The organism is Nitratireductor sp. J20-h4, from assembly GCF_056780505.1.
On record NZ_CM165557.1, the window covers coordinates 2270617 to 2289657 of the forward strand.

General features: G+C 66.0%; 19 protein-coding genes. 11 read left to right on the top strand and 8 right to left on the bottom strand.

The features are described 5' to 3' along the window. Nucleotides 1–135: 135 nt before the first annotated feature. The 3 genes from ACT2B0_RS11075 to ACT2B0_RS11085 all read right to left on the bottom strand — a co-directional run bounded on the left by ACT2B0_RS11075 (nucleotide 136) and on the right by ACT2B0_RS11085 (nucleotide 2436). On the bottom strand, nucleotides 136–699 hold the full coding sequence (locus tag ACT2B0_RS11075) for an RNA polymerase sigma factor (protein WP_473464666.1): 564 nt from the start codon (nucleotides 697–699) through the stop codon (nucleotides 136–138). A 447-nt stretch (nucleotides 700–1146) separates the two neighbouring features. After that, entirely contained in the window at nucleotides 1147–1575 is a 429-nt protein-coding gene (locus tag ACT2B0_RS11080) for a hypothetical protein (RefSeq protein ID WP_473464669.1), read from the bottom strand. 243 nt (nucleotides 1576–1818) lie between these two features. Further along, entirely contained in the window at nucleotides 1819–2436 is a 618-nt protein-coding gene (locus ACT2B0_RS11085; protein ID WP_473464671.1) for a TetR/AcrR family transcriptional regulator, read from the bottom strand. Nucleotides 2437–2536: 100 nt separating this feature from the next. Here ACT2B0_RS11085 and ACT2B0_RS11090 point away from each other — a divergent pair, with 100 nt between their 5' ends. Both ACT2B0_RS11090 and ACT2B0_RS11095 read left to right on the top strand, forming a co-directional pair. Then, entirely contained in the window at nucleotides 2537–2923 is a 387-nt protein-coding gene (locus ACT2B0_RS11090; protein WP_473464673.1) for a hypothetical protein, read from the top strand. Further along, on the top strand, nucleotides 2920–3453 hold the full coding sequence (locus tag ACT2B0_RS11095; protein ID WP_473464676.1) for an anthrone oxygenase family protein: 534 nt from the start codon (nucleotides 2920–2922) through the stop codon (nucleotides 3451–3453). The genes ACT2B0_RS11090 and ACT2B0_RS11095 overlap by 4 nt, the downstream gene beginning before the upstream one ends. Nucleotides 3454–3472: 19 nt before the next feature. On the opposite strand, the gene ACT2B0_RS11100 is transcribed toward ACT2B0_RS11095, so the two are convergent. Continuing rightward, nucleotides 3473–4021, bottom strand: a complete 549-nt coding sequence (locus tag ACT2B0_RS11100; RefSeq protein ID WP_348117549.1) for a sugar O-acetyltransferase — start codon at nucleotides 4019–4021, stop codon at nucleotides 3473–3475. Nucleotides 4022–4208: 187 nt separating this feature from the next. Here ACT2B0_RS11100 and ACT2B0_RS11105 point away from each other — a divergent pair, with 187 nt between their 5' ends. Continuing rightward, the gene (locus ACT2B0_RS11105) at nucleotides 4209–5984 is read left to right on the top strand and encodes an adenylate/guanylate cyclase domain-containing protein (protein ID WP_473464679.1); all 1776 of its coding nucleotides are present in this window, start codon (nucleotides 4209–4211) and stop codon (nucleotides 5982–5984) included. 12 nt (nucleotides 5985–5996) lie between these two features. Here ACT2B0_RS11105 and ACT2B0_RS11110 read toward each other — a convergent pair whose 3' ends face one another. From ACT2B0_RS11110 to ACT2B0_RS11120, 3 genes are all read right to left on the bottom strand, one after another. After that, nucleotides 5997–7409 carry an APC family permease gene (locus ACT2B0_RS11110; RefSeq protein WP_473464682.1) on the bottom strand — a complete coding sequence of 471 codons (1413 nt, stop codon included), beginning with the start codon at nucleotides 7407–7409 and terminating at the stop codon, nucleotides 5997–5999. Nucleotides 7410–7466: 57 nt separating this feature from the next. Further along, complete coding sequence (locus tag ACT2B0_RS11115; RefSeq protein WP_473464684.1) at nucleotides 7467–8165, bottom strand: hypothetical protein; 699 nt, start codon at nucleotides 8163–8165, stop codon at nucleotides 7467–7469. A gap of 151 nt (nucleotides 8166–8316) precedes the next feature. Then, nucleotides 8317–9891, bottom strand: a complete 1575-nt coding sequence (locus ACT2B0_RS11120; RefSeq protein WP_473464687.1) for a trimethylamine methyltransferase family protein — start codon at nucleotides 9889–9891, stop codon at nucleotides 8317–8319. A gap of 272 nt (nucleotides 9892–10163) precedes the next feature. Between ACT2B0_RS11120 and ACT2B0_RS11125 the strand changes: the two genes are divergently transcribed. Both ACT2B0_RS11125 and ACT2B0_RS11130 read left to right on the top strand, forming a co-directional pair. After that, nucleotides 10164–10862, top strand: coding sequence for a corrinoid protein (locus tag ACT2B0_RS11125; protein WP_473464689.1), 699 nt, complete (start codon nucleotides 10164–10166; stop codon nucleotides 10860–10862). Between the two features lie 184 nt (nucleotides 10863–11046). After that, complete coding sequence (locus tag ACT2B0_RS11130; RefSeq protein ID WP_473464691.1) at nucleotides 11047–11697, top strand: DUF1638 domain-containing protein; 651 nt, start codon at nucleotides 11047–11049, stop codon at nucleotides 11695–11697. 63 nt (nucleotides 11698–11760) lie between these two features. Here the strand turns inward: ACT2B0_RS11130 and ACT2B0_RS11135 are convergent, their stop codons facing one another. Continuing rightward, a complete protein-coding gene (locus tag ACT2B0_RS11135; RefSeq protein ID WP_473464693.1) occupies nucleotides 11761–12372 on the bottom strand; it encodes a class I SAM-dependent DNA methyltransferase in 612 nt (203 codons plus the stop codon). A 514-nt stretch (nucleotides 12373–12886) separates the two neighbouring features. Here ACT2B0_RS11135 and ACT2B0_RS11140 point away from each other — a divergent pair. The 6 genes from ACT2B0_RS11140 (at nucleotide 12887) to ACT2B0_RS11165 (ending at nucleotide 18993) form a co-directional block, all read left to right on the top strand. Continuing rightward, on the top strand, nucleotides 12887–13552 hold the full coding sequence (locus ACT2B0_RS11140) for an exopolysaccharide biosynthesis protein (RefSeq protein WP_473464695.1): 666 nt from the start codon (nucleotides 12887–12889) through the stop codon (nucleotides 13550–13552). A 186-nt stretch (nucleotides 13553–13738) separates the two neighbouring features. Continuing rightward, nucleotides 13739–14041 (top strand): virulence factor, encoded by a 303-nt coding sequence (locus ACT2B0_RS11145; protein WP_348117527.1) that lies wholly within the window; start codon nucleotides 13739–13741, stop codon nucleotides 14039–14041. Continuing rightward, nucleotides 14034–14621, top strand: a complete 588-nt coding sequence (locus ACT2B0_RS11150; protein ID WP_473464698.1) for a methylenetetrahydrofolate reductase C-terminal domain-containing protein — start codon at nucleotides 14034–14036, stop codon at nucleotides 14619–14621. The genes ACT2B0_RS11145 and ACT2B0_RS11150 overlap by 8 nt, the downstream gene beginning before the upstream one ends. Then, the gene (locus ACT2B0_RS11155) at nucleotides 14618–15721 is read left to right on the top strand and encodes a methylenetetrahydrofolate reductase (protein WP_473464700.1); all 1104 of its coding nucleotides are present in this window, start codon (nucleotides 14618–14620) and stop codon (nucleotides 15719–15721) included. The genes ACT2B0_RS11150 and ACT2B0_RS11155 overlap by 4 nt, the downstream gene beginning before the upstream one ends. A gap of 61 nt (nucleotides 15722–15782) precedes the next feature. After that, nucleotides 15783–16754: a methyltetrahydrofolate cobalamin methyltransferase gene (locus ACT2B0_RS11160; RefSeq protein ID WP_473464703.1), complete on the top strand. Its 972-nt coding sequence runs from the start codon at nucleotides 15783–15785 to the stop codon at nucleotides 16752–16754. A gap of 169 nt (nucleotides 16755–16923) precedes the next feature. After that, nucleotides 16924–18993, top strand: coding sequence for an ASKHA domain-containing protein (locus tag ACT2B0_RS11165; RefSeq protein WP_473464705.1), 2070 nt, complete (start codon nucleotides 16924–16926; stop codon nucleotides 18991–18993). Nucleotides 18994–19041 lie beyond the last annotated feature (48 nt).

Here is a 19041-nt window from a genome sequence, read left to right on the forward strand (position 1 = left end):
CCGATCCTTGGGGTGCGGTCGCAAAATTTTCGTCGAACGACGTCAACGCCGCCGAAAGCGCCCTGTCGCGCGCCGCCGCATCGGGTTTAGGAGTGCGCGCTGTGCGCAGGATGTCCAGTTTGTCCTTGGCCATGATCAGCCTTCCCCGGCCCGGTCCGCCATCAGGACCTTGAGCCGCTTTTTCGCTTCGTGGATGTGCCAGGAGACCGTCGCCTCCGCACATCCCATCACATCCGAGGCCCGCTCGTGCGACAGGCCCTCGCCGTAGACCAGAAGCACCGCCTCGCACTGCTTGGCCGGCAGGCGCCGCACCGCCTCCCACATCGCCTCGGCCGCGTCGTCGGGGCTGTCGGCGACCGCCGCCTCGCTCAGGGCGTGAACGGCATAGGCGGCCGCCTTGACATGCTCGCGCGCGGCCTTGCGGGCATGGTCGCGCGCTGCATTCAGGGTAAGCGTGTAGAGCCAGGTGGTGAGCCGGCCCTCGCCGCGAAATCCGGCAATCGCCTTGCCGAGCCGCACGCACACGTCCTGGGCGATGTCCTCGGCGTCCGCCTGCCGCCCGATGCGACGGTAGGCGACCCGGAAGATGAAATCGTAATGCCGCTCGACAAGCCGCGCGAACGCGGCCCGGTCGCCGCCGCGCGCGCGCGCGACCAGTTTGTCGTCGTCACTATCGTTGCCGGCAAGCATCAGCGCCATCATTTGTCCGTTAGACGATGCAATCCAGCCATTCCTTGGGTGGTGCTGCGAAAAATCCGGGCAAAGAACCGCTCGACGTGATTTCGGCGGCGATGGAGGTACGGGCCAAAGCGGACCGGATCACGATACTTCCGGCGGGCGGAATGTTTGCCCAGCCTCGTCCCGATGCGAGATTGCGGCAAGGATTCGATTCCAGCTCCCAGCATGACGCCGTTTGGAACGCGCCTGTCATCCCGACACGAAACTGCTCGCGGCCCGCAAGGACGGATCGGCAAATCGGCCGCCATTCGGCGCCGGAGAGCCTGTGTCTCATGTTCAAAGCTCTTTCTAGGAGCTTGAATCACACCGGCATGTCAAACTTCACTGTCTGCCTTGCCTCCCGAGACGGCGATCTGGCCCGCGGGGCTGCCCGGCCGCTCAGAGACCGTCCAAGACGTCCGCTACAGCCTATTTTTTGCTCGTATGCAAAGCATTCCCAAAATGATGGCGCATCGCCGTGGACCGAAGCAAATAAGTCGAAAGTCCGACATATGTGGCATATTCCAAGAGCATTGTCAGAACACCGGTTGCTCCGCCTCCAAATGCGCCAAAATCCATTACTTCAACAAAACAGAGCGTCGCCAATACGGCATACATGGTGATCGTTACGTAGGGTGTATGCGGCCATTTCCCAAGATAGCCAAAAATAAAAACCGCCCCTGTGAGCATGATTGCAAAGAAATGGGCGAACTGTAAACCACCTGGAAAACTGCTGTTTTGCAAACCAAGGCTGAGGCTCTGGAAAAAATATTCCAACAATCCCAGCAGACCCCATAACAGCAGGAAAGCCGAGAATGCGAGCAAAAATTTGGGAAGTAAGCGGTCGAGCGCAGACACGGCTATATCTCCAAGACCGGCGTTTCATCATCACGACCAAAAACGGTCGTTTGGCCTCCAGAATGCCATGTCATAGCCATTCCGGAGCACGGGGTATACCATTTCAAAATGCAGTCTGCTGCCTATATCTGTTTGTCCGAAATGTCCGCATTGCTGACCCACGCGGTCGATTGATTGGTGTCAGGGGTCTGCTGAAGCCGGGCACGGCACTCGGCCATTCATAAGTACGCGCCCCAGCCTGCTTCAGGGCGATCGCGGTCGGCCAAAAAGCCTCACAAACAAGCGCAGGGCAGCTTCGGCGCGGTCCTGCGCCTCCTTGGCCGACGGCGCCGGCAGCACCCCGATCGCACGGCGGATCTGAAGGTCGCCGATCAGCAGACGGATATAGGTTTCGGCCGCCTCGGCCGCGTCCGTCTCCACGAGTTGGTGCGCATCGATCGCCTTTTGCATCAGTTTTTGGAGCAGCGGCACCACCGCCGCGCGGCCGCTTTCCGCGATCGTGGCCCCGAGCGTGGCGGTCTCGTCGACATCGCCAACAGCGGCGCGGTTGAGCGCCACCGCCCTGTCGCCGGCGACCAGTTGGACAAGCAGCGGCCCGATCTGCCCGAGCGCGCCAAGCGCGTCGCCGTCGCGCTCGAGGCTGCGGTCGAGTTGCTCGCGCACGGCGTGCGCATTCGCCTTCACGAGAGCGGCAAACAGCGCCTGCTTGCTGCCGTACCAGCGGTAGAGCGTCTCGTTCGAGGCCGCCGCCCGTTTGGCCACCGCAAGCATCGAGGTCGCCTTGTAGCCCTTCTCGGCCAGCACCGCGTAGGCGGCCGCCTCGATCTCGCGCTGCCGCGCCCGCTGTCGTTCCGCCCGCACGCGCCACTCCCCATGCCGATACGTTGCTTGACAATACCCGTACATGCGAATACGTATTTGTCAAATCGTACATGTGTATACGGATAAAAGGAGCTTCCCCATGCCGATTGCCGCCTCCGCCACGCCGACACGCGCCGCGCTCGCGGTGCTGATCGTCCTGCAGGCGGTGATGCTGTGGGCCTTGTTCACCCGCACGCCGCCGCACCCGCCGGCCGAAATCGTTCCGTTCGGCATGGCGCCGTTTCTCGCCGTGGCGATTTCTGCGGCGCTGACCGCGCTGCTGCTTGACGACGAACAAAGCCGGGCCGGCTCGGCCTTCGCTCTCCTGGCGACCCTGCTGGCGCTGGTTTCCTTCGGTCCGCAAAAATGGTTCGATCCGGCGATCGCCAAGATCTGGCCCGCCGTCATCGCCGCCGAGATCGCCGTCGCCGTCATCGCTGTCCGGCTGGGCAAGGCCCTTAGCGGCAAGCGGAGCGAACCGCGATGATCGACAAAAGCGCAAGCATCGCCCTCCTGCTCGCCGCCTTGATGCTGGGCACGATGGCCGGCTTTTTCTACGCCTTTTCCGTCTGTGTGATGCCGGGGCTCGACGCCGCGCGTCCCGCCGCCGCGATCGAGGCGATGCAGGAGATCAACCGCGTCGTCCGCAATCCGGTGTTTTTCACCAGCTTCTTTGTAACGCCCGCCGTGGCCGCCGGCGCCGCCCTCCTGTGCTGGCAGGCCGGCAGAAGGCGGGCAGCCTATGCCGCCGGCCTCGCGACGCTAACCTATCTGGCCGGCGCGATGGCGCCGACCATTGTCGTCAACGTGCCGCTCAACCAGGCGCTCGCCGCCTATGGCGACGGTGGCAACGGCCTGCCGGCAGCCGACATGTGGCGCGCCTATTCCCCCGCCTGGACCGGCTGGAACACGGCCCGCGCCGGTTTTTGCCTCGCCGCCACGGCCTTTGCACTGCTCGCCCTTGCCACCCCTGCCGCGCACACGCGCGACGCGGGCACGCAAGAACTCCGTCCGTGACGGCGTGCGTCGACCGGGCTCAACGCGGCCGCGCCGGATTGCCGGCAACCGTGGCGCCGGTCGCGACATCGCGCGTCACCACCGCGCCCGCGCCGACGATCGCGCCGTCGCCGATCGTCACGCCGGGCAGGATGATCGCCCCGCCACCGACCCACACGTCGCTGCCGATCCGGACCGGCAGCGCCCGTTCCAGGCCCTGCCCGCGCAGAACCGGGTCGCGGTGGTGGTCGGCGCAATAAATATGGACCGACGGGCCGAACATCGTACCGGCGCCGATCGTGACCGGGGCGGTGTCGAGGATCACGCAGCCGGTGTTGAAATAGACGCGGTCGCCGACAAACAGGTTGAACCCATAGGCGCAGTGGAACGGCGCCTCGATCAAAACATCGTCCCCGAGACGGCCGAAAAGCGCGCCGAGCGCCGGCGCCAGCGCGCCGCGGACGGCGGGATGGGCGGTGTTGTGCGCATGCACGGCTGCCCGCGCCGCCGCGCGCAGGTCGTCCAGTTCCGGATCGACGCAACGATACCAGTCGCCCGAGCCCATGCGCTCGCGTTCGCTTGATGTCACCTGCTGCCTCCTCCGCTCTTGTGAAACCCGTCCGCCGCGACCACATAGGCGACAACGCCGCGACCACGCCATCGCGGCCCGCGATCGGTCTGGCATCATGGCCCCGCCCGCCCGTTCGGCCAATGGACTTTGCCTGGAGCGACCGATAATTTTGAACAGACTCGACAGCCATGGAAAGGCCCGCCCCGTGAGCCAGCACCGCGTGCAGCGTCGGCTAGCCGCCATTCTGGTTGCCGACATCGTCGGCTACAGCCGGATGATACGCGCCGACGAGGCGGCAACGCTGGCGCGGCTGAAGCAGTTGCGCGGTGAATTGCTCGACCCCAAAATCGACGAATATGGCGGTCGGCTGGTCAAGTCGACCGGAGACGGGTTGCTGGCCGAATTTCCGAGCGCCGTCGACGCGGTCCAATACGCCGTCGACGTCCAGGATGCGATTGCGGCTCAAACCCCGGAGACCGACGACGAACCGATGTGCCTGCGCATCGGCATCAATCTCGGCGACGTGGTGGTCGACGGCGGCGACCTGCTGGGCGACGGCGTCAATGTCGCGGCCCGGATCGAGGGCATCGCCCAGCCCGGCGGCATCTGCATCTCCGCCTCGGTCTACGACCAGGTCCGCCACAAGCTCGACCTCGATTTCGAGGATCGCGGCCTGCGCGCGGTCAAGAACATCGCCGAACCGGTGCGCACCTACGCCGTCCATCCCAAGAGCGTCGCCCACGGCACCGTTCCTGACGCTGACGCTGACGGCAACGAGCGCCTCGTGATCGCCGACGCGCCGTCGATTGCCGTGTTGCCGTTCGACAATATGAGCGGCGATGCCGAGCAGGATTATTTTTCCGACGGCATCACCGAGGACATCATCACCGATCTGTCCAAAATTTCCCGGCTGATGGTGATCGCCCGCAACTCGTCCTTCACCTACAAGGGCCGCGCCGTCGACGTGAAGCAGGTGGCGCGCGAACTCGGCGTGCGCCACGTTCTGGAAGGTTCGGTGCGCAAGGCCGGCAACCGCGTCCGGGTGACGGCGCAGCTGATCGACGGCGCGACCGGCGGCCATATCTGGGCCGAACGCTACGACCGCGTTCTGGAGGACATTTTCGCCATTCAGGACGAGATCACCCTGGCGATCGTCGACGAATTGAAGATAAGGCTCGACCTCGGCGAAAAGAACCGGCTCAGCTCGACGCCGTCGGCCAATATCGAGGCCTACGACCTGGCCCTGCACGGCCGCGAGAAGCTCATGGCCAGCGTCAGCCCGGCCAGCATGGAGGAAGCGACTGCCATGTTCGAACGCGCCCGCGCGCTCGACCCCAGCTTCGTCGCGCCCCATGTCGGCCTCGCCTTCGCCCATATCATGGCCTACACCAACGCCTGGTCGCCCGATCCGCAAGCCTCGCTCGACTACGCCCTGGATCTCGCGCAAAAGGCGGTCGAACTCGACGAGAACGACGCCCTGGCCAGCCGTGCCTATGCGGTCGCGCTGTTGTGGAAGCGCCGGCTCGACGAGGCCTGCGCGGAACTGGGCCGCGCAACGGCGCTGGCGCCCAACGACGCGGAACTGCTGGCCACGCGCGGCAACATGCTCGTTTACATGCACGACGCCGACGCCGCGGTCGAGAATCTGGAAAAGGCGATCCGCCTCGATCCGCTCTATCCCGACATGTGGCTGCATTTCCTCGGTCACGCCTATTTCATGAAGGGCGACTACGAGACGGCGGCGCGCTATCTGCGCGAGCGCATTCTCAGGCAGCCCGACACCGACCTCTCCCGCACCATGCTTGCCGCCGCCTACGGCCATCTCGGCCGTGTCGAGGAGGCGCGCCGGCTGTGGAAGGAAGTGTTCGAGGTCAACCCGCACTATTCTCTGGAGCAGAAGGAACGGGTCCTGCCCTACAAGGACCCCTCCGACTGGTCCCGCTTCGTCGACGGTTTGAAAAAGGCCGGGCTGCCGCGCTGAGGCCGGCGCCGCTCAGGCGCCGCCGCCGCCATCGGCCGACGCGCCGGCCCGTCTCCGAACCCGGGCCGTCCGGCGCTCGAAGAGCACCGTCATCAGCCACAGTCCGATCCCGATCGCGATCAGCACCGCCGCGATCTCGTATTGCACCGGGTCGCGCCCGGTCCACGGCCCGGCAAGGAACGCGCAGGAGGCCGCGCCCAGGACCGGCAGCGCCGTCGGCGCCTTGAAATGGCGGTGCGCGACCGGGTCGCGCCGCAGCACCAGCACCGCGACGTTGACCACCGTGAATACGCCCAGAAGCAGGAGCGCGGTGGTTCCCCCGAGCGCAGGCACGCCACCGCCGAAGCCGATCAACCCGAACGCCAACAGCGTGGTGAAGCCGATTGCCACATGCGGCGTGCGGCGGCCGGCATGCACCCGTCCGAGCAGCGCCGGCAGCACCCGTTCGCGGCTCATGCCATAAAGCAGCCGGCTCGCCATCAGCATGTTGATCAACGCCGAATTGGCGACCGCGAACATGGTGATGAATCCGAACAGGCCGACGGGAAACGACGGCGCGCCCGCCTGCACCACTTTCAGCAACGGCGCTTCGCCCTCGCCCAGTTCGTCCGGCGCCACCAGCGCGATGGCCGAGATCGACACCAGCACGTAAACCAGCCCGGTGATCAGCAGGCCGGCCAAAAGCACCTTGGGAAAGATGCGGCTCGGATCGCGGCATTCCTCGGCCATGTTGACCGAATCCTCGAAACCGACCATGGCGAAGAAGGCGAGCGTGGTCGCCCCGACCACCGACCAGATGACGCCCTGCCCGGGCGTTGCCTTGAATTCCAGGACACGGCCGAGATCGCCCTGCCCGGCGCCGATCGCCCAAAACCCGATCACGATGATGATCAGGAGCCCGCTGAGCTCGACCATGGTCAACACGACATTGGCCTTCACGCTTTCGCTCACCCCGCGAAAATTGACCAGTGCGATAACGGCCATGAAGACGAGCCCGGCGAGCGTGAGGCCGGCGCCGTCGCGCAGTCCGAGGCCAAACGCCTCCGACAGGTTGGCCGCGAAGGCGCGCGAGGCGGTCGAGGCCGACGTGATGCCGGAACTCATCACCGCGAAGGCGACGATGAAGGTCAGGAAATGGATGCCGAACGCCTTGTGCGTGTAGAGCGCGGCACCGGCGGCCCGCGGATATTTCGTAACCAGTTCCAGATAGGAGAACGCCGTCACCAGCGCGACCGCGAACGCCACCAGGAAGGGCAGCCACACGGCGCCGCCGACCTGACTCGCCACCTTGCCGGTCAAGGCGTAGATGCCGGTGCCGAGAATGTCGCCGACGATGAACAGCAACAAGAGCCACGGTCCCATCACGCGGCGCAGGGCCGGTCCCTGCGCGTCATCGCCTGTCGAAGGGGCTGTGTCTGGTTGCATGCTCGATCTCCCGATACCGGGTATTCCGCGCGGCCGGCGCGCGGCGCCCGGCCGGTCTTACCGATCGCGCGGCGCGCCGGCAAATGCGCGCATGTGGAAAGCCTGCTGGGCGTCGTCATACCGCCAGCCGGCCCCGACCGGACAGGCAAGCCGCGCCAGGCAGCCGCCGCCCATGCAGGCGCCGCCCCGGCCGCCGCGCAGATGGGCCAGACAGGCGTCGGGGTTGTGGCTGGTCGCCGAAACCGCATCGGCCGGACAAGCAAAAAGACAGGGTTTTTCGGCACATGCGTCACAGGCGTGACTCAACGCATGAGGACGAGCCTCCGCCACCTGCGTCTCGAACAGCAGCGCCCCGCGATAGGCGTGCCACTGCCCGTATTCGGGATGGATCAGGATGCCGAGCGGCGACGGCTTCAGCCCCTCGACGCGCATCGCCCAGCGTTGGAACGGCAGAAACGGTTTTTCGAACGGAAACACCGCCCGCGCCGAAAACCTGCCGGCGATGGCGCCGATCGTTTCGCGCGACCAGCAGTCGAGCGGATCGGCCAGATTTGCCGGCTGGTCGGCGAGCCAGCGCGAAAAATGCGGCCAGATGGTCGAACCGGCATGGCCGACCAGCACCACCGCCCTGGCGTCCGCCCCCGAAGGGCCGGCCGGCGCCGCCTCGCCATCCCCAAAAGCAAAACCGCCGCGCGCCATCAGCCCGTGCGCGGCGAGTGCGTCCGCCAGGCTTTCGGGCCCTGCCGCGGCAGCCATCACCGCACGCGCACGGCAATGCCCGGCAACAGCCCCCGCACCGGCCGCTTCGCGCGCATGCCTACCCTCCGTCCGGCCCCTTGATGGCGGAGCGCCAGACTTCCTTGTGGATGATGTCGGCCACTTTAGCCCGGCCGTCTTCGGGCTTCTTTCACGTGAAGGCGTCGGGCATCGACTCCTTCTTCCTGGCCACGAAATCGTTCAACCCGTCGGCGATGCCCTTGTCCAGAGCCGGCGCCTCGTAGCCCTCCAGCCAGCGCCGGGCAAGCCCGTTGGCACGCTGCGGCGCGGTCTTCTCGCCTTCGGCCTGCCATTGCTCGAAGGAATTGTTGTCCGCCACCGAGGAGCGGTAGAAGGCGGTCTGGAAATTGGCCTGGGTGTGGGCGCAGCCGAGATAATGGCTGCCCGGTCCGACCTCGCGGATGGCGTCCATGGCCTGGCCGTTCTCCGACAGGTCGACCCCGGCCGCGAACTTCTGCGCCATGCCGAGCTGGTCGACGTCCATGACGAATTTTTCGTAGCACGAGGCAAGCCCCCCTTCCAGCCAGCCGGCCGAATGCAGCACGAAATTGGTGCCGGCAAGCAGCGTCGCGTTGAGCGTGTTGGCGCTTTCATAGGCCGCCTGCGCGTCCGGTACCTTGGAAGCGCACAACGAGCCGCCGGTGCGGAAGGGAAGCCCGAGACGCCTGGCGAGCTGCGCCGCGCCGTAGGACACCAGCGCCGGCTCCGGCGTGCCGAAGGTCGGCGCGCCCGACTGCATCGAGATCGAGGAGGCGAACGTGCCGAACAGGACCGGCGCTCCGGGCCGCACCAGCTGGGTGAAGGCCGCGCCCGCCAGCACTTCGGCCAGCACCTGGGTCAGCGTGCCGGCGACCGTCACCGGGCTCATCGCCCCGGCCAGGATGAAGGGCGTGACGATCGTTGCCTGGTTGTTGCGGGCGTAGACCTTGGCCGCGCCGAGCATGGTCTCGTCGAACACCATCGGCGAATTGGCGTTGATCAGGTTGATGACGACCGTGTTGTTGTCGACGAACTCCGCCCCGAACAGGATCTTGCACATCTCGACCGTGTCCTGCGCCCGCTCCGGCGCCGTCACCGAGCCCATGAACGGCTTGTCGGACAGGGTCATGTGCGCCAGCAGCATGTCGAGATGGCGCTTGTTGACCGGCACGTCGACCGGCTCGCACACCGTGCCGCCGGAATGGTGGATCGAAGGCGCGAGATAGGCGAGCTTCACGAAATTGCGAAAATCCTCGATCGTGGCGTAGCGGCGCTTGCCGTCGAGGTCGCGCACGAAGGGCGGGCCGTAGACGGGCGCGAACACGGTCGCGTCCCCGCCGATCTCGACCGAGCGCGCCGGATTGCGGGCATGCTGGGTGAACACGGACGGCGCGCTCTTCAGCAGTGCCCGGCACAGCCCCTTTGGAAAATGCACGCGCTCGCCCTTCACGTCCGCGCCGGCCTCGCGCCAAAGCTGCAACGCCTCCGCGTCTTCGCGGAACTCGATGCCGATCTCTTCCAGCACCCGGTCGGCATTGGCCTCGATCAGCGCCAGGCCCTCCTCGTCCAACACCTCGTAGGGCCGGATCCTGCGATGGATGAAGGCCTGCTGGGCACCGGGTCCGCCGCCTGAACGCGCCGCCCGCCGCGCCGCCGCCCCGCCACGGTCGCCGCGCGCGCGCCGTGATGCGCCGGCCTCCTGCTCGACTGCCAGATTCTCGACCATCGACTGTCTTCCCGAAAGTGGTTGCGGGCCGGCCGACGCGGATTTGTGCGACGGATCCGGCCTCTTGAGCGGATCGTATTCATCGGTCTTGGCCAAACCGTCTCGCAAACGCCAAGTGCTGTCGCAAAATCGACAGGAAAGCAGTAAAAAATTCAGTCGCTTTCGTATTGGCGAACGTCGCAATTCGGCTATGCGTCGGCACGCCATGGCGAATACACATGTTGGGTGTGCCGGGGCCTGTCATGGCCGGTCTGCATCTTTGGGAGGCGCCGATGTCCGATGATGAAATCATCCTCTCCGAACTCGACAACGAGGACCTCGTGCAACAGATGCACGACGATCTTTATGACGGGCTGAAGGAGGAAATCGAGGAAGGAACCCGTATCCTGCTCGATCGCGGCTGGATGCCCTACAAGGTGCTCACCGAGGCACTGGTTGAAGGCATGCGCATCGTCGGCGAGGATTTCCGCGACGGCATTCTGTTCGTGCCCGAAGTCCTGCTGTCGGCCAACGCGATGAAGGCGGGCATGGCGATCCTGCGCCCGCTATTGGCCGCCACCGGCGCGCCCAAACAGGGCAAGATGGTGATCGGCACCGTCAAGGGCGACATTCACGACATCGGCAAAAACCTCGTCGGCATGATGATGGAAGGCGCCGGGTTCGACGTGGTCGATCTCGGCATCAACAACCCGGTGGAAAAATATCTCGAGGCGCTGGAAACCGAAAAGCCGGACATTCTCGGCATGTCGGCGCTGTTGACCACCACCATGCCCTATATGAAGGTCGTCATCGATGCGATGAAGGAAAAAGGCATCCGCGACGATTTCATCGTCCTGGTGGGCGGCGCGCCGCTCAACGAGGATTTCGGCAAGGCGGTCGGCGCCGACGCCTATTGCCGCGACGCCGCGGTGACGGTCGAAATGGCCAAGGACATGATCAAGCGCAAGCACAATATCCGCGCTTCGGCGTGAGCCCGGGCCATGGCGCGCCCGCCCGGGGCTCAGTCGCCGCCGCCGTCGACATACTGGTCGGGCGAGGCGCAGCCCGAAACCGCCAGGCCGCCGGCAAGCGCCAGCACAACGGTCAGCGAGGCGAGCAACTTGGCCATGACATTGCCTTTCGCAAAAGTGGAACGAACCGCAACGGGATCGTAGCATGACGCACCCGCATCCCCATTCCCCGCAGGCGCCCGGCATGCTGGTGATCGGGTGCGGCATGATCGCCCGCGAAATCCTCGCGGTCAAACAGCAACTCGGCCTGGATCATCTCGACCTCACCTGTCTGCCGGCTGAACTCCATTATTATCCCGACCGCATTCCCGCGGCGATGGACCGGGCGATCGAGAAAGCCAGGGCCGACGGCTACCGTCACATCTTCGTCGGTTATGCCGATTGCGGCACGGGCGGGCTGCTGGACAAAGTGTGCGCCAAACACGGCGTCGAGCGGCTGGCCGGACCGCACTGCTTCGCCCTTTATCAGGGGTTGGCCGCCTTCGAGACGATCGCCGACGGCGACATGACGGCCTTTTACATGACCGATTTTCTGTGCCGTCATTTCGAGGCCTTCTTCCTTAAACCGCTCGGCCTCGACCGTCACCCCGAACTGATCAAGGACTTTTTCGGCAATTACGAAAAGGTGGTCTATCTCGCCCAGACCGACGATCCCGCCCTCGACCGGGTAGCCGAACGGGCCGCGCAGATGCTCGGTCTGGCCTATGAACGGCGCGCGACCGGCTATGGCGAACTTCCCGAGGCGCTTGGGGCGGCTTACGCCCCGGCCGGTCCGGTAGGCTTGAACGACGGATAGCCGATGAGGGGGACGTCCGGTTCCGCGCGCCGCCGGACCGTGACATCCCGGCAATCAAACGATTCAGTCCAAAGACGAACGGCTCCGGGTCGTTCCAACGCCAATCAGAACGGGCAGATCCGTACCGTTCGCCGCCATGGAGAACGCCCGTCCGGCTTGTACGGACTGCAATCCGGCCTTGCCGAGCGCGCGCTCAATCCGACCCATCGTCAGCCCCGTGCCGTCATCGCCCGATGCCAGCCAATCCCATTGGACAAACCGCCCCCCGGGCTTAAGCAGTCGAGCGAGCGAAACGACCGTCTTTTCGTAATCGGGCAAAAAACCGCATACGGAGGACGCATAAATCAGATCGAAACCCGAAGGCCCGATGCGCGCGCGCAACGCGTCGTCGAAAATGTCGCCGCAAAGAGCACTCACACGGTCGAGTTTCTTCCTCTCCAGCACCGCGATCATTTTGTCCGAATTATCCACGGCGATCAGGTCGCCAACATAAGGCGCGACTTTTTCGGCCAGCAAACCGGTCCCGCATCCAAAATCGAGGACCCGTTTCGATTTCCAGACCGGAGCGCGTATATCCACGGTCGAGACCAAAGAGGCAAAGGCGCGGTCGGCATAGAGCCTGACATCGCTGTTGTCATCCCAGCCGTCCGCGTAATCGTTCCAGTCTTCAGCCATGACGCAACCGCTTCGTCCTCAACCTGTGCTGTCTTGTCGGGGAAGTCGCAAATCGTCAAATCCTCGTTGCCCGCGCCGCGGTAGCGCGACGAGCCTGCGCCGGCGCCCTTGCGCCAACGGCAACGGGCCGGCCGCGAGCAGTGCTGAAAGATCGCCCCGTCTCGAAAGCGCCGAATTCTGGGTCTATCCGATCGCTCCTCCGCAACCGACACCATGCATGCGATGCGTCTTCTTCCCTGTATTCACCCTGCCCGCGGCGGAGCGTTGACGCTGGCGCTCGTCCCGGCCCCCGTTAATGTCGGCATGGCGAGGCACAATGTATAAGAGTTTCGCGCGCCATGTCGTGACACAAGGCGCGACATGGTCGAACTAGGCCGTTAAGGACAGGCTGGTGAATGGCGTGCGCAGCCGTTATTGCAGCACCGTCACAATGGGTTAACCGCTCCCGGTCTATGCTGGGTGGTGGGGCGTAGGAAACAGCCGGCGGTGAAAGCGCCACGGACAAAGACGGAACATGGACACCTTGAGCGACATGGCGGTGGAACCGCGTCCCGTGCGCCGCAGACGCCCGCGTCGCCTGTCGGAAGTCTTTTCCCGACTTGCCGCGGAAGCGGACGGCCCGGTGACCATCGGCCAGATTCGCGACGCCCTCGGCGACCGCTCCTTCGCCGCCCTGCTGGTGTTTTTCGCCGCCTTCAATCTACTGCCGCTGCCGCCGGGCGCCTCCGTCATCCTGGGCGCGCCGCTGATCATCGTATCGGTGCAGATGGTGGCCGGCAGCAGGACCGCCTGGCTGCCGCGCTTCCTGATGCGCAAATCGCTGAGCCGGTCGCAGTTTCGCACCCTGTCCGAACGCCTGATTCCGCGCATGATGCGGCTCGAGACCCTGATCCGGCCGCGCTACTGGCCGTTCTGGCGACGCCGGGGCGACCGCGTGATCGGCGTGATCGCACTGATCCTGGCGATCGCCGTCGTCTTGCCGGTGCCGCTCGGCAACTGGCTACCCGCCTTTGCAAGCGCGCTTATCGGGTTGGCCATGTCGGAGCGCGACGGCATTCTGTTTGCGATCGGCGTCGTTGTCGGCATTGCCTCCCTGACCGTGATCGCGCTGGTCATCGCCTCGGCCGGCGCGGTATTGCACCTGGTCATCGCCCATGCCGGATCGGCGGGCTGGTGGTGAGCGCATCAGCCGAGGCCTGAGGCGGACCGCGCGGCCTGCGCGCTCCCGCCCCCCCCTTGCGTTTCAAACGACAAAGCCCGTGTCCGACAGCGACGTCGCATTTGAATGGCCAGGCGTCGTCTCATAACAAGCAGCGCCCGAAGCGTTGCGGCAATGCTCCGCCAGTACCATTGCGGAGTCGGGCCGATGGCTGACCTGATCGTCGTTTACTGGCGGGATATTCCGGCTCAGGTGATTGTCCGAAAGGGCCGGGCCAACGCCAAGCGCGAATTGCCGACCCGCTTTGTCGAAGCGATCGACATGGCCGCCATGCGCTCGGGCGCGGCCGACACCGACGCCTATCTCGCCGAATGGCGCAAGGCCGACCCCGTCAGCGTCGGCGACGATCTGGAGGCCGAGGCCGACAAGGCCGCCGCCGCGCTCGAGGCGGACTACGACAAGCCGCGCCTTGTCGCGCTCGCCAGGCAGGGAGGGCGCGCCGATGGCTGAACGCGCCGCGAATGTCACGCTCGCCAGCCGTATCCGCAAGGCCGCCGCCCGCAGGGACTATCGTCCCGCCGACGTGTCGCCTCAGCGCCGGGTGCAGCGCCGCTACTCCATGCGGCTGTGGTCGGTGCGCCATGCCCGGTTTCTCGAACGGTTCTACGGCGTCTTCGCCGACGCCTTCCTGCTCCTGCACCCGTTGTGGAAAACGGTCGGCTACGCCCGCGTGGAAGCGCCGGTGAAATTCGTCGAAAAGCGGGTCAAGGGCCTGTTGTTCGACTGCCGCATGTGCGGCCAGTGCGTCTTGTCGTCGACCGGCATGTCGTGCCCGATGAACTGTCCCAAGCAACTGCGCAACGGCCCCTGCGGCGGCGTGCGCGCCAACGGAAATTGCGAGGTCGAGCCCGACATGCCCTGTGTCTGGGTCAAGGCCTGGGAAGGCTCGCGCGCCATGACCGGCGGCGATGCCATCCTGACCGTGCAAAAACCCGTCGACCAGTCCCTGCGCGAAACGTCCGCCTGGCTGCGGGTGACCGCCGAGGCCGCCGCCGAGCGCGAGCGGGCACGCGCCGGAGAGCCAGCATGAGCACGCATCGCCCCGTCCAGCCCGACGAGAACCCGGCCGGCATCGATCTGCCGCTCGATCCGCTGCCCGGCCATTCCTCGCTCGGCCGGCTGGAGCGTGTTCTCAGGCGCGGCGAATTCGCCGTCACCGCCGAGCTCAACCCGCCCGACAGCGCCAACCCGCACGAGGTCTACGAGCGCGCGGCGATCTTCGACGGCTGGGTCGACGGCATCAACGCCGTCGACGCCTCGGGCGCCAACTGCCACATGTCCTCAGTCGGCATCTGCGCGCTTTTGACCCGCATGGGTTACGCGACCATCTTGCAGATTTCGTGCCGGGACCGGAACCGCATCGCCATCCAGGGCGACGTGCTGGGTGCCGCCGCGATGGGGGTCGGCAACGTTCTGTGCCTGACCGGCGACGGGGTGCAGGCCGGCGATCAGCCCGGCGCCAAGCCGGTCTTCGATCTCGACTGCATGTCGCTCTTGGAGACGGTGCGCATCATGCGCGACAAGGCGAAATTCCTCTCCGGCCGCAAGCTCACGGCGCCACCGGCGCTCTTTCTGGGGGCGGCGATCAATCCCTTCGCCCCGCCGCACGATTTTCGCCCGCACCGGCTCGCCAAGAAGGTCGCCGCCGGCGCGCAGTTCGTGCAGAGCCAATATTGCTACGACGTGCCGATGTTACGCGACTACATGCAAAAGGTCGGCGATCTCGGCCTTCTCGACGAGGTGTTCGTGCTGTGCGGCGTCGGCCCGCTGGCCTCCGCGCGCACCGCGCGCTGGATGCGCGCCAACGTGCCGGGCGTGCACATTCCCGACCATGTCATCGCGCGTCTGGAAGGCGCCGCCGACCAGAAGGCGGAGGGCAAGCGGCTGTGCATCGACATCATCAACGAGGTCAAGGAGATCAAGGGCGTGTCCGGCGTCCACGTCATGGCATACCGGCAGGAGGAGTTCGTGGCCGAGATCGTGCACGAATCGGGCGTTCTCAAGGGTCGCAAGCCGTGGAAGCGCGAAGCCCGCGCCGACGACGTGATGGTGGCCGAACGGCTTGAGCATCTCCTGCATGACGAAGGCGGCGAAACCCCGCAACAGATCGTGAAAGATGCCGCCAACTGATGGCGTCGACGCAACCAGCAACCCAATCGGCACGGCCCCTGCCCTGCCCCCGGAGACAAGCATGACCCGCACCATCGTTGCTTCGGCACGCAAGGAAATCGTCATCGGCTTCGACCAGCCCTTCTGCGTCATCGGCGAGCGCATCAATCCGACCGGGCGCAAGAAGCTGGCCGCCGAAATGGTCGACGGCAATTTCGACACGGTGCGCAGCGACGCCCGCGCCCAGGTCGCCGCCGGCGCGACCATGCTCGACGTCAATGCCGGCGTTACCGCCGTCGACCCCAACGCCACCGAACCGGCGCTGCTGGTTCAGACGCTGGAAATCGTCCAGGATCTCGTTGACGTGCCGCTGTCGATCGACAGTTCCGTGACCGCCGCCATCGAGGCCGCGCTCCAGGTCGCCAAAGGCCGGCCGCTGGTCAATTCCGTTACCGGCGAGGAGGAAAAGCTCGAGGCGATCCTGCCGCTGGTCAAAAAATACGACGTGCCGGTGGTGGCGATCTCCAATGACGAGACCGGCATCTCCATGGACCCCGACGTGCGTTTCGCCGTCGCCAAGAAAATCGTCGAGCGCGCCATGGATTACGGCATCAAACCCGAGGACGTCGTCGTCGACCCGCTGGTCATGCCGATCGGCGCGCTCGGCGACGCCGGCCGGCAGGTCTTCGCCTTGCTGCGCCGGCTGCGCGAGGAACTGAAGGTCAACACCACCTGCGGCCTGTCCAACATCTCCTTCGGCCTGCCCCACCGTCACGGCATCAACGCCGCCTTCATTCCCATGGTGATCGGCGCCGGCATGACCTCGGCGATCATGAACCCCTGCCGGCCGCAGGAGATGGAGGCCGTGCGCGGCGCCAACGTGCTGGCCGGCACCGACCGGGACTGCGCCACCTGGATCCGGACCTACAAGGACTACAAACCCGCCGAAGGCGGCAACGCGGTCGCCGCACCGGTGGCCGGCGGCGACGGCGCCGGCTCCGGCGGGGGGCGTCGCCGCGGCGGGCGCGAGGCGCGCATGGGAGCGCGGGGATAGGAAGGCGCGCTCACATGTCGGTACGCGCGACAGGACCAGATGCGCGAGATCGCGCAAGGCTCGCCTTTGGGCTGACGGAAACGAACGCGCGGTCGGCGCGCAACGGCGGCCAAGGAAATGCGGCGCGAACCGGTGACAGCGGCTGGCGCCTTGAACACGGATCGATGCCATGAACCCGCCGCCGAACCTCACCGACCCGCTGGTCCTGTTCATGCCCTCCGGCAAGCGCGGGCGGTTCGCCAAGGGCACGCCGATCCTCGACGCCGCGCGCGAGCTCGGCGTCTATGTGGAAAGCGTGTGCGGCGGGCGCGCGACCTGCGGCCGCTGCCAGATCGAGGTGCAGGAAGGCCAGTTCGCCAAGCACAAGATCGTCTCCTCGCTCGACAATATTTCCGCCATGGGCGGCAAGGAACGCCGCTACGCGGAAAAGCGTGGCCTGCCCGACGGCCGCCGGCTGTCATGCTCGGCCACGATCGAGGGCGACCTGGTCGTCGACGTCCCCCAGGATACCGTCATCAACGCCCAGGTGGTGCGCAAATCGCCGATCGAGCGCACCATCGAGCGCAACCCGGCGGTGCAGCTTTGTTACGTCGAGGTCGATGAGCCGGACATGCACAAGCCGCTCGGCGATCTCGACCGGTTGAAGGCGGTGCTGGAGCGCGACTGGGGCTGGGAGGACCTGCTTGTGTCCCAGCACATCATTCCGACCGTGCAGGCGACCCTGCGCAAGGGCAACTGGGGCGTGACCGCCGCCATCCACCAGGATCTGGACTCCTCGCGCCCCACCATCATCGCGCTGTGGCCGGGCCTTCACAACGAGGCCTACGGCATCGCCTGCGACATCGGCTCGACCACCATCGCCATGCATCTGGTCTCGCTCCTGTCGGGCCGCATCGCCGCCTCCTCGGGCACGTCGAACCCGCAGATCCGCTTCGGCGAGGACCTGATGAGCCGGGTCTCCTATGTGATGATGAACCCGGACGGACGCGTGGCCATGACCAAGGCGGTGCGCGGCGCCGTCAACGCGCTGATCGAGAAAGTCTGTCGGGAGGGCGGCGTCGAACAGGACGACATCCTCGATGCCGTGTTCGTCGGCAACCCGATCATGCACCATTTGTTTTTGGGCATAGATCCGACCGAACTCGGCCAGGCGCCGTTCGCGCTTGCAGTTTCGGGCGCAGTCCATAGCTGGGGCAGCGAACTCGGCCTGGCGATCAATTTCGGCGCGCGCGTCTACGTCCTGCCGTGTATCGCCGGCCATGTCGGCGCGGACGCGGCCGGCGCCGTGTTGTCCGAACAGCCCCATCATCAGGAGCGCATGATGCTGATGGTCGACGTCGGCACCAATGCCGAGATCGTGCTCGGCAACAGCCAGCGCATCGTCGCCGCCTCCTCCCCGACCGGCCCCGCCTTCGAAGGGGCCGAAATCAGCTCCGGGCAGCGCGCCGCCCCGGGCGCCATCGAGCGCGTGCGCATCGACAAGGACACGCTGGTGCCGCGTTTCACCATTATCGGCTCGGATCTGTGGTCCGACGACGCGGGTTTCGAGGCCGACGCCGCCCGGCTCGGCATCACCGGGATCTGCGGCTCCGCCATCATCGAGGTGGTGGCGGAAATGTATCTTGCCGGCATCATGTCCGAGGACGGCGTCATCAACGGCGCTCTGGCGGCAAACAGCCCGCGCATCGTCGCCGACGGGCGAACCTGGTCCTACGTGCTGCACGAGGGCAAGCAGCGCATCCTCATCACCCAGACCGACGTGCGCGCCGTCCAGCTCGCCAAGGCCGCGCTCTATGCCGGCATCCGCCTGCTGATGGAAAAGCTCGGCATCGACCATGTCGACACGATCCGCTTCGCCGGCGCCTTCGGCTCCTTTATCGACCCGAAATACGCCATGGTGCTCGGCCTGATCCCCGACTGCGAGCTCTCCGAGGTCAAGGCGGTCGGCAACGCCGCCGGCACCGGCGCGCTGATGGCCCTGCTCAACCGCGACTTTCGCCGGGAGATCGAGGAGGTGGTGCGCCGCATCGAGAAGATCGAGACCGCGCTCGAGCCGCGGTTCCAGAATCATTTCATCCACGCCATGGCCCTGCCCAACAAGGTCGATCCCTTCCCCAAGCTCGCCGCGCAGATCGCACTGCCGCCCAGGGCGGAACGCGCCCCCGACAGCGATCCCGGCCAGGCCGCGCCGCGCCGGCGTTCGCGCGAGGAGCGCGCCGCGCGCCGTGTGCGCGGCTGAGCGCCCTCTATGACGATCGCCGCCGCGCTTGACGGCAACGCCCGGGCG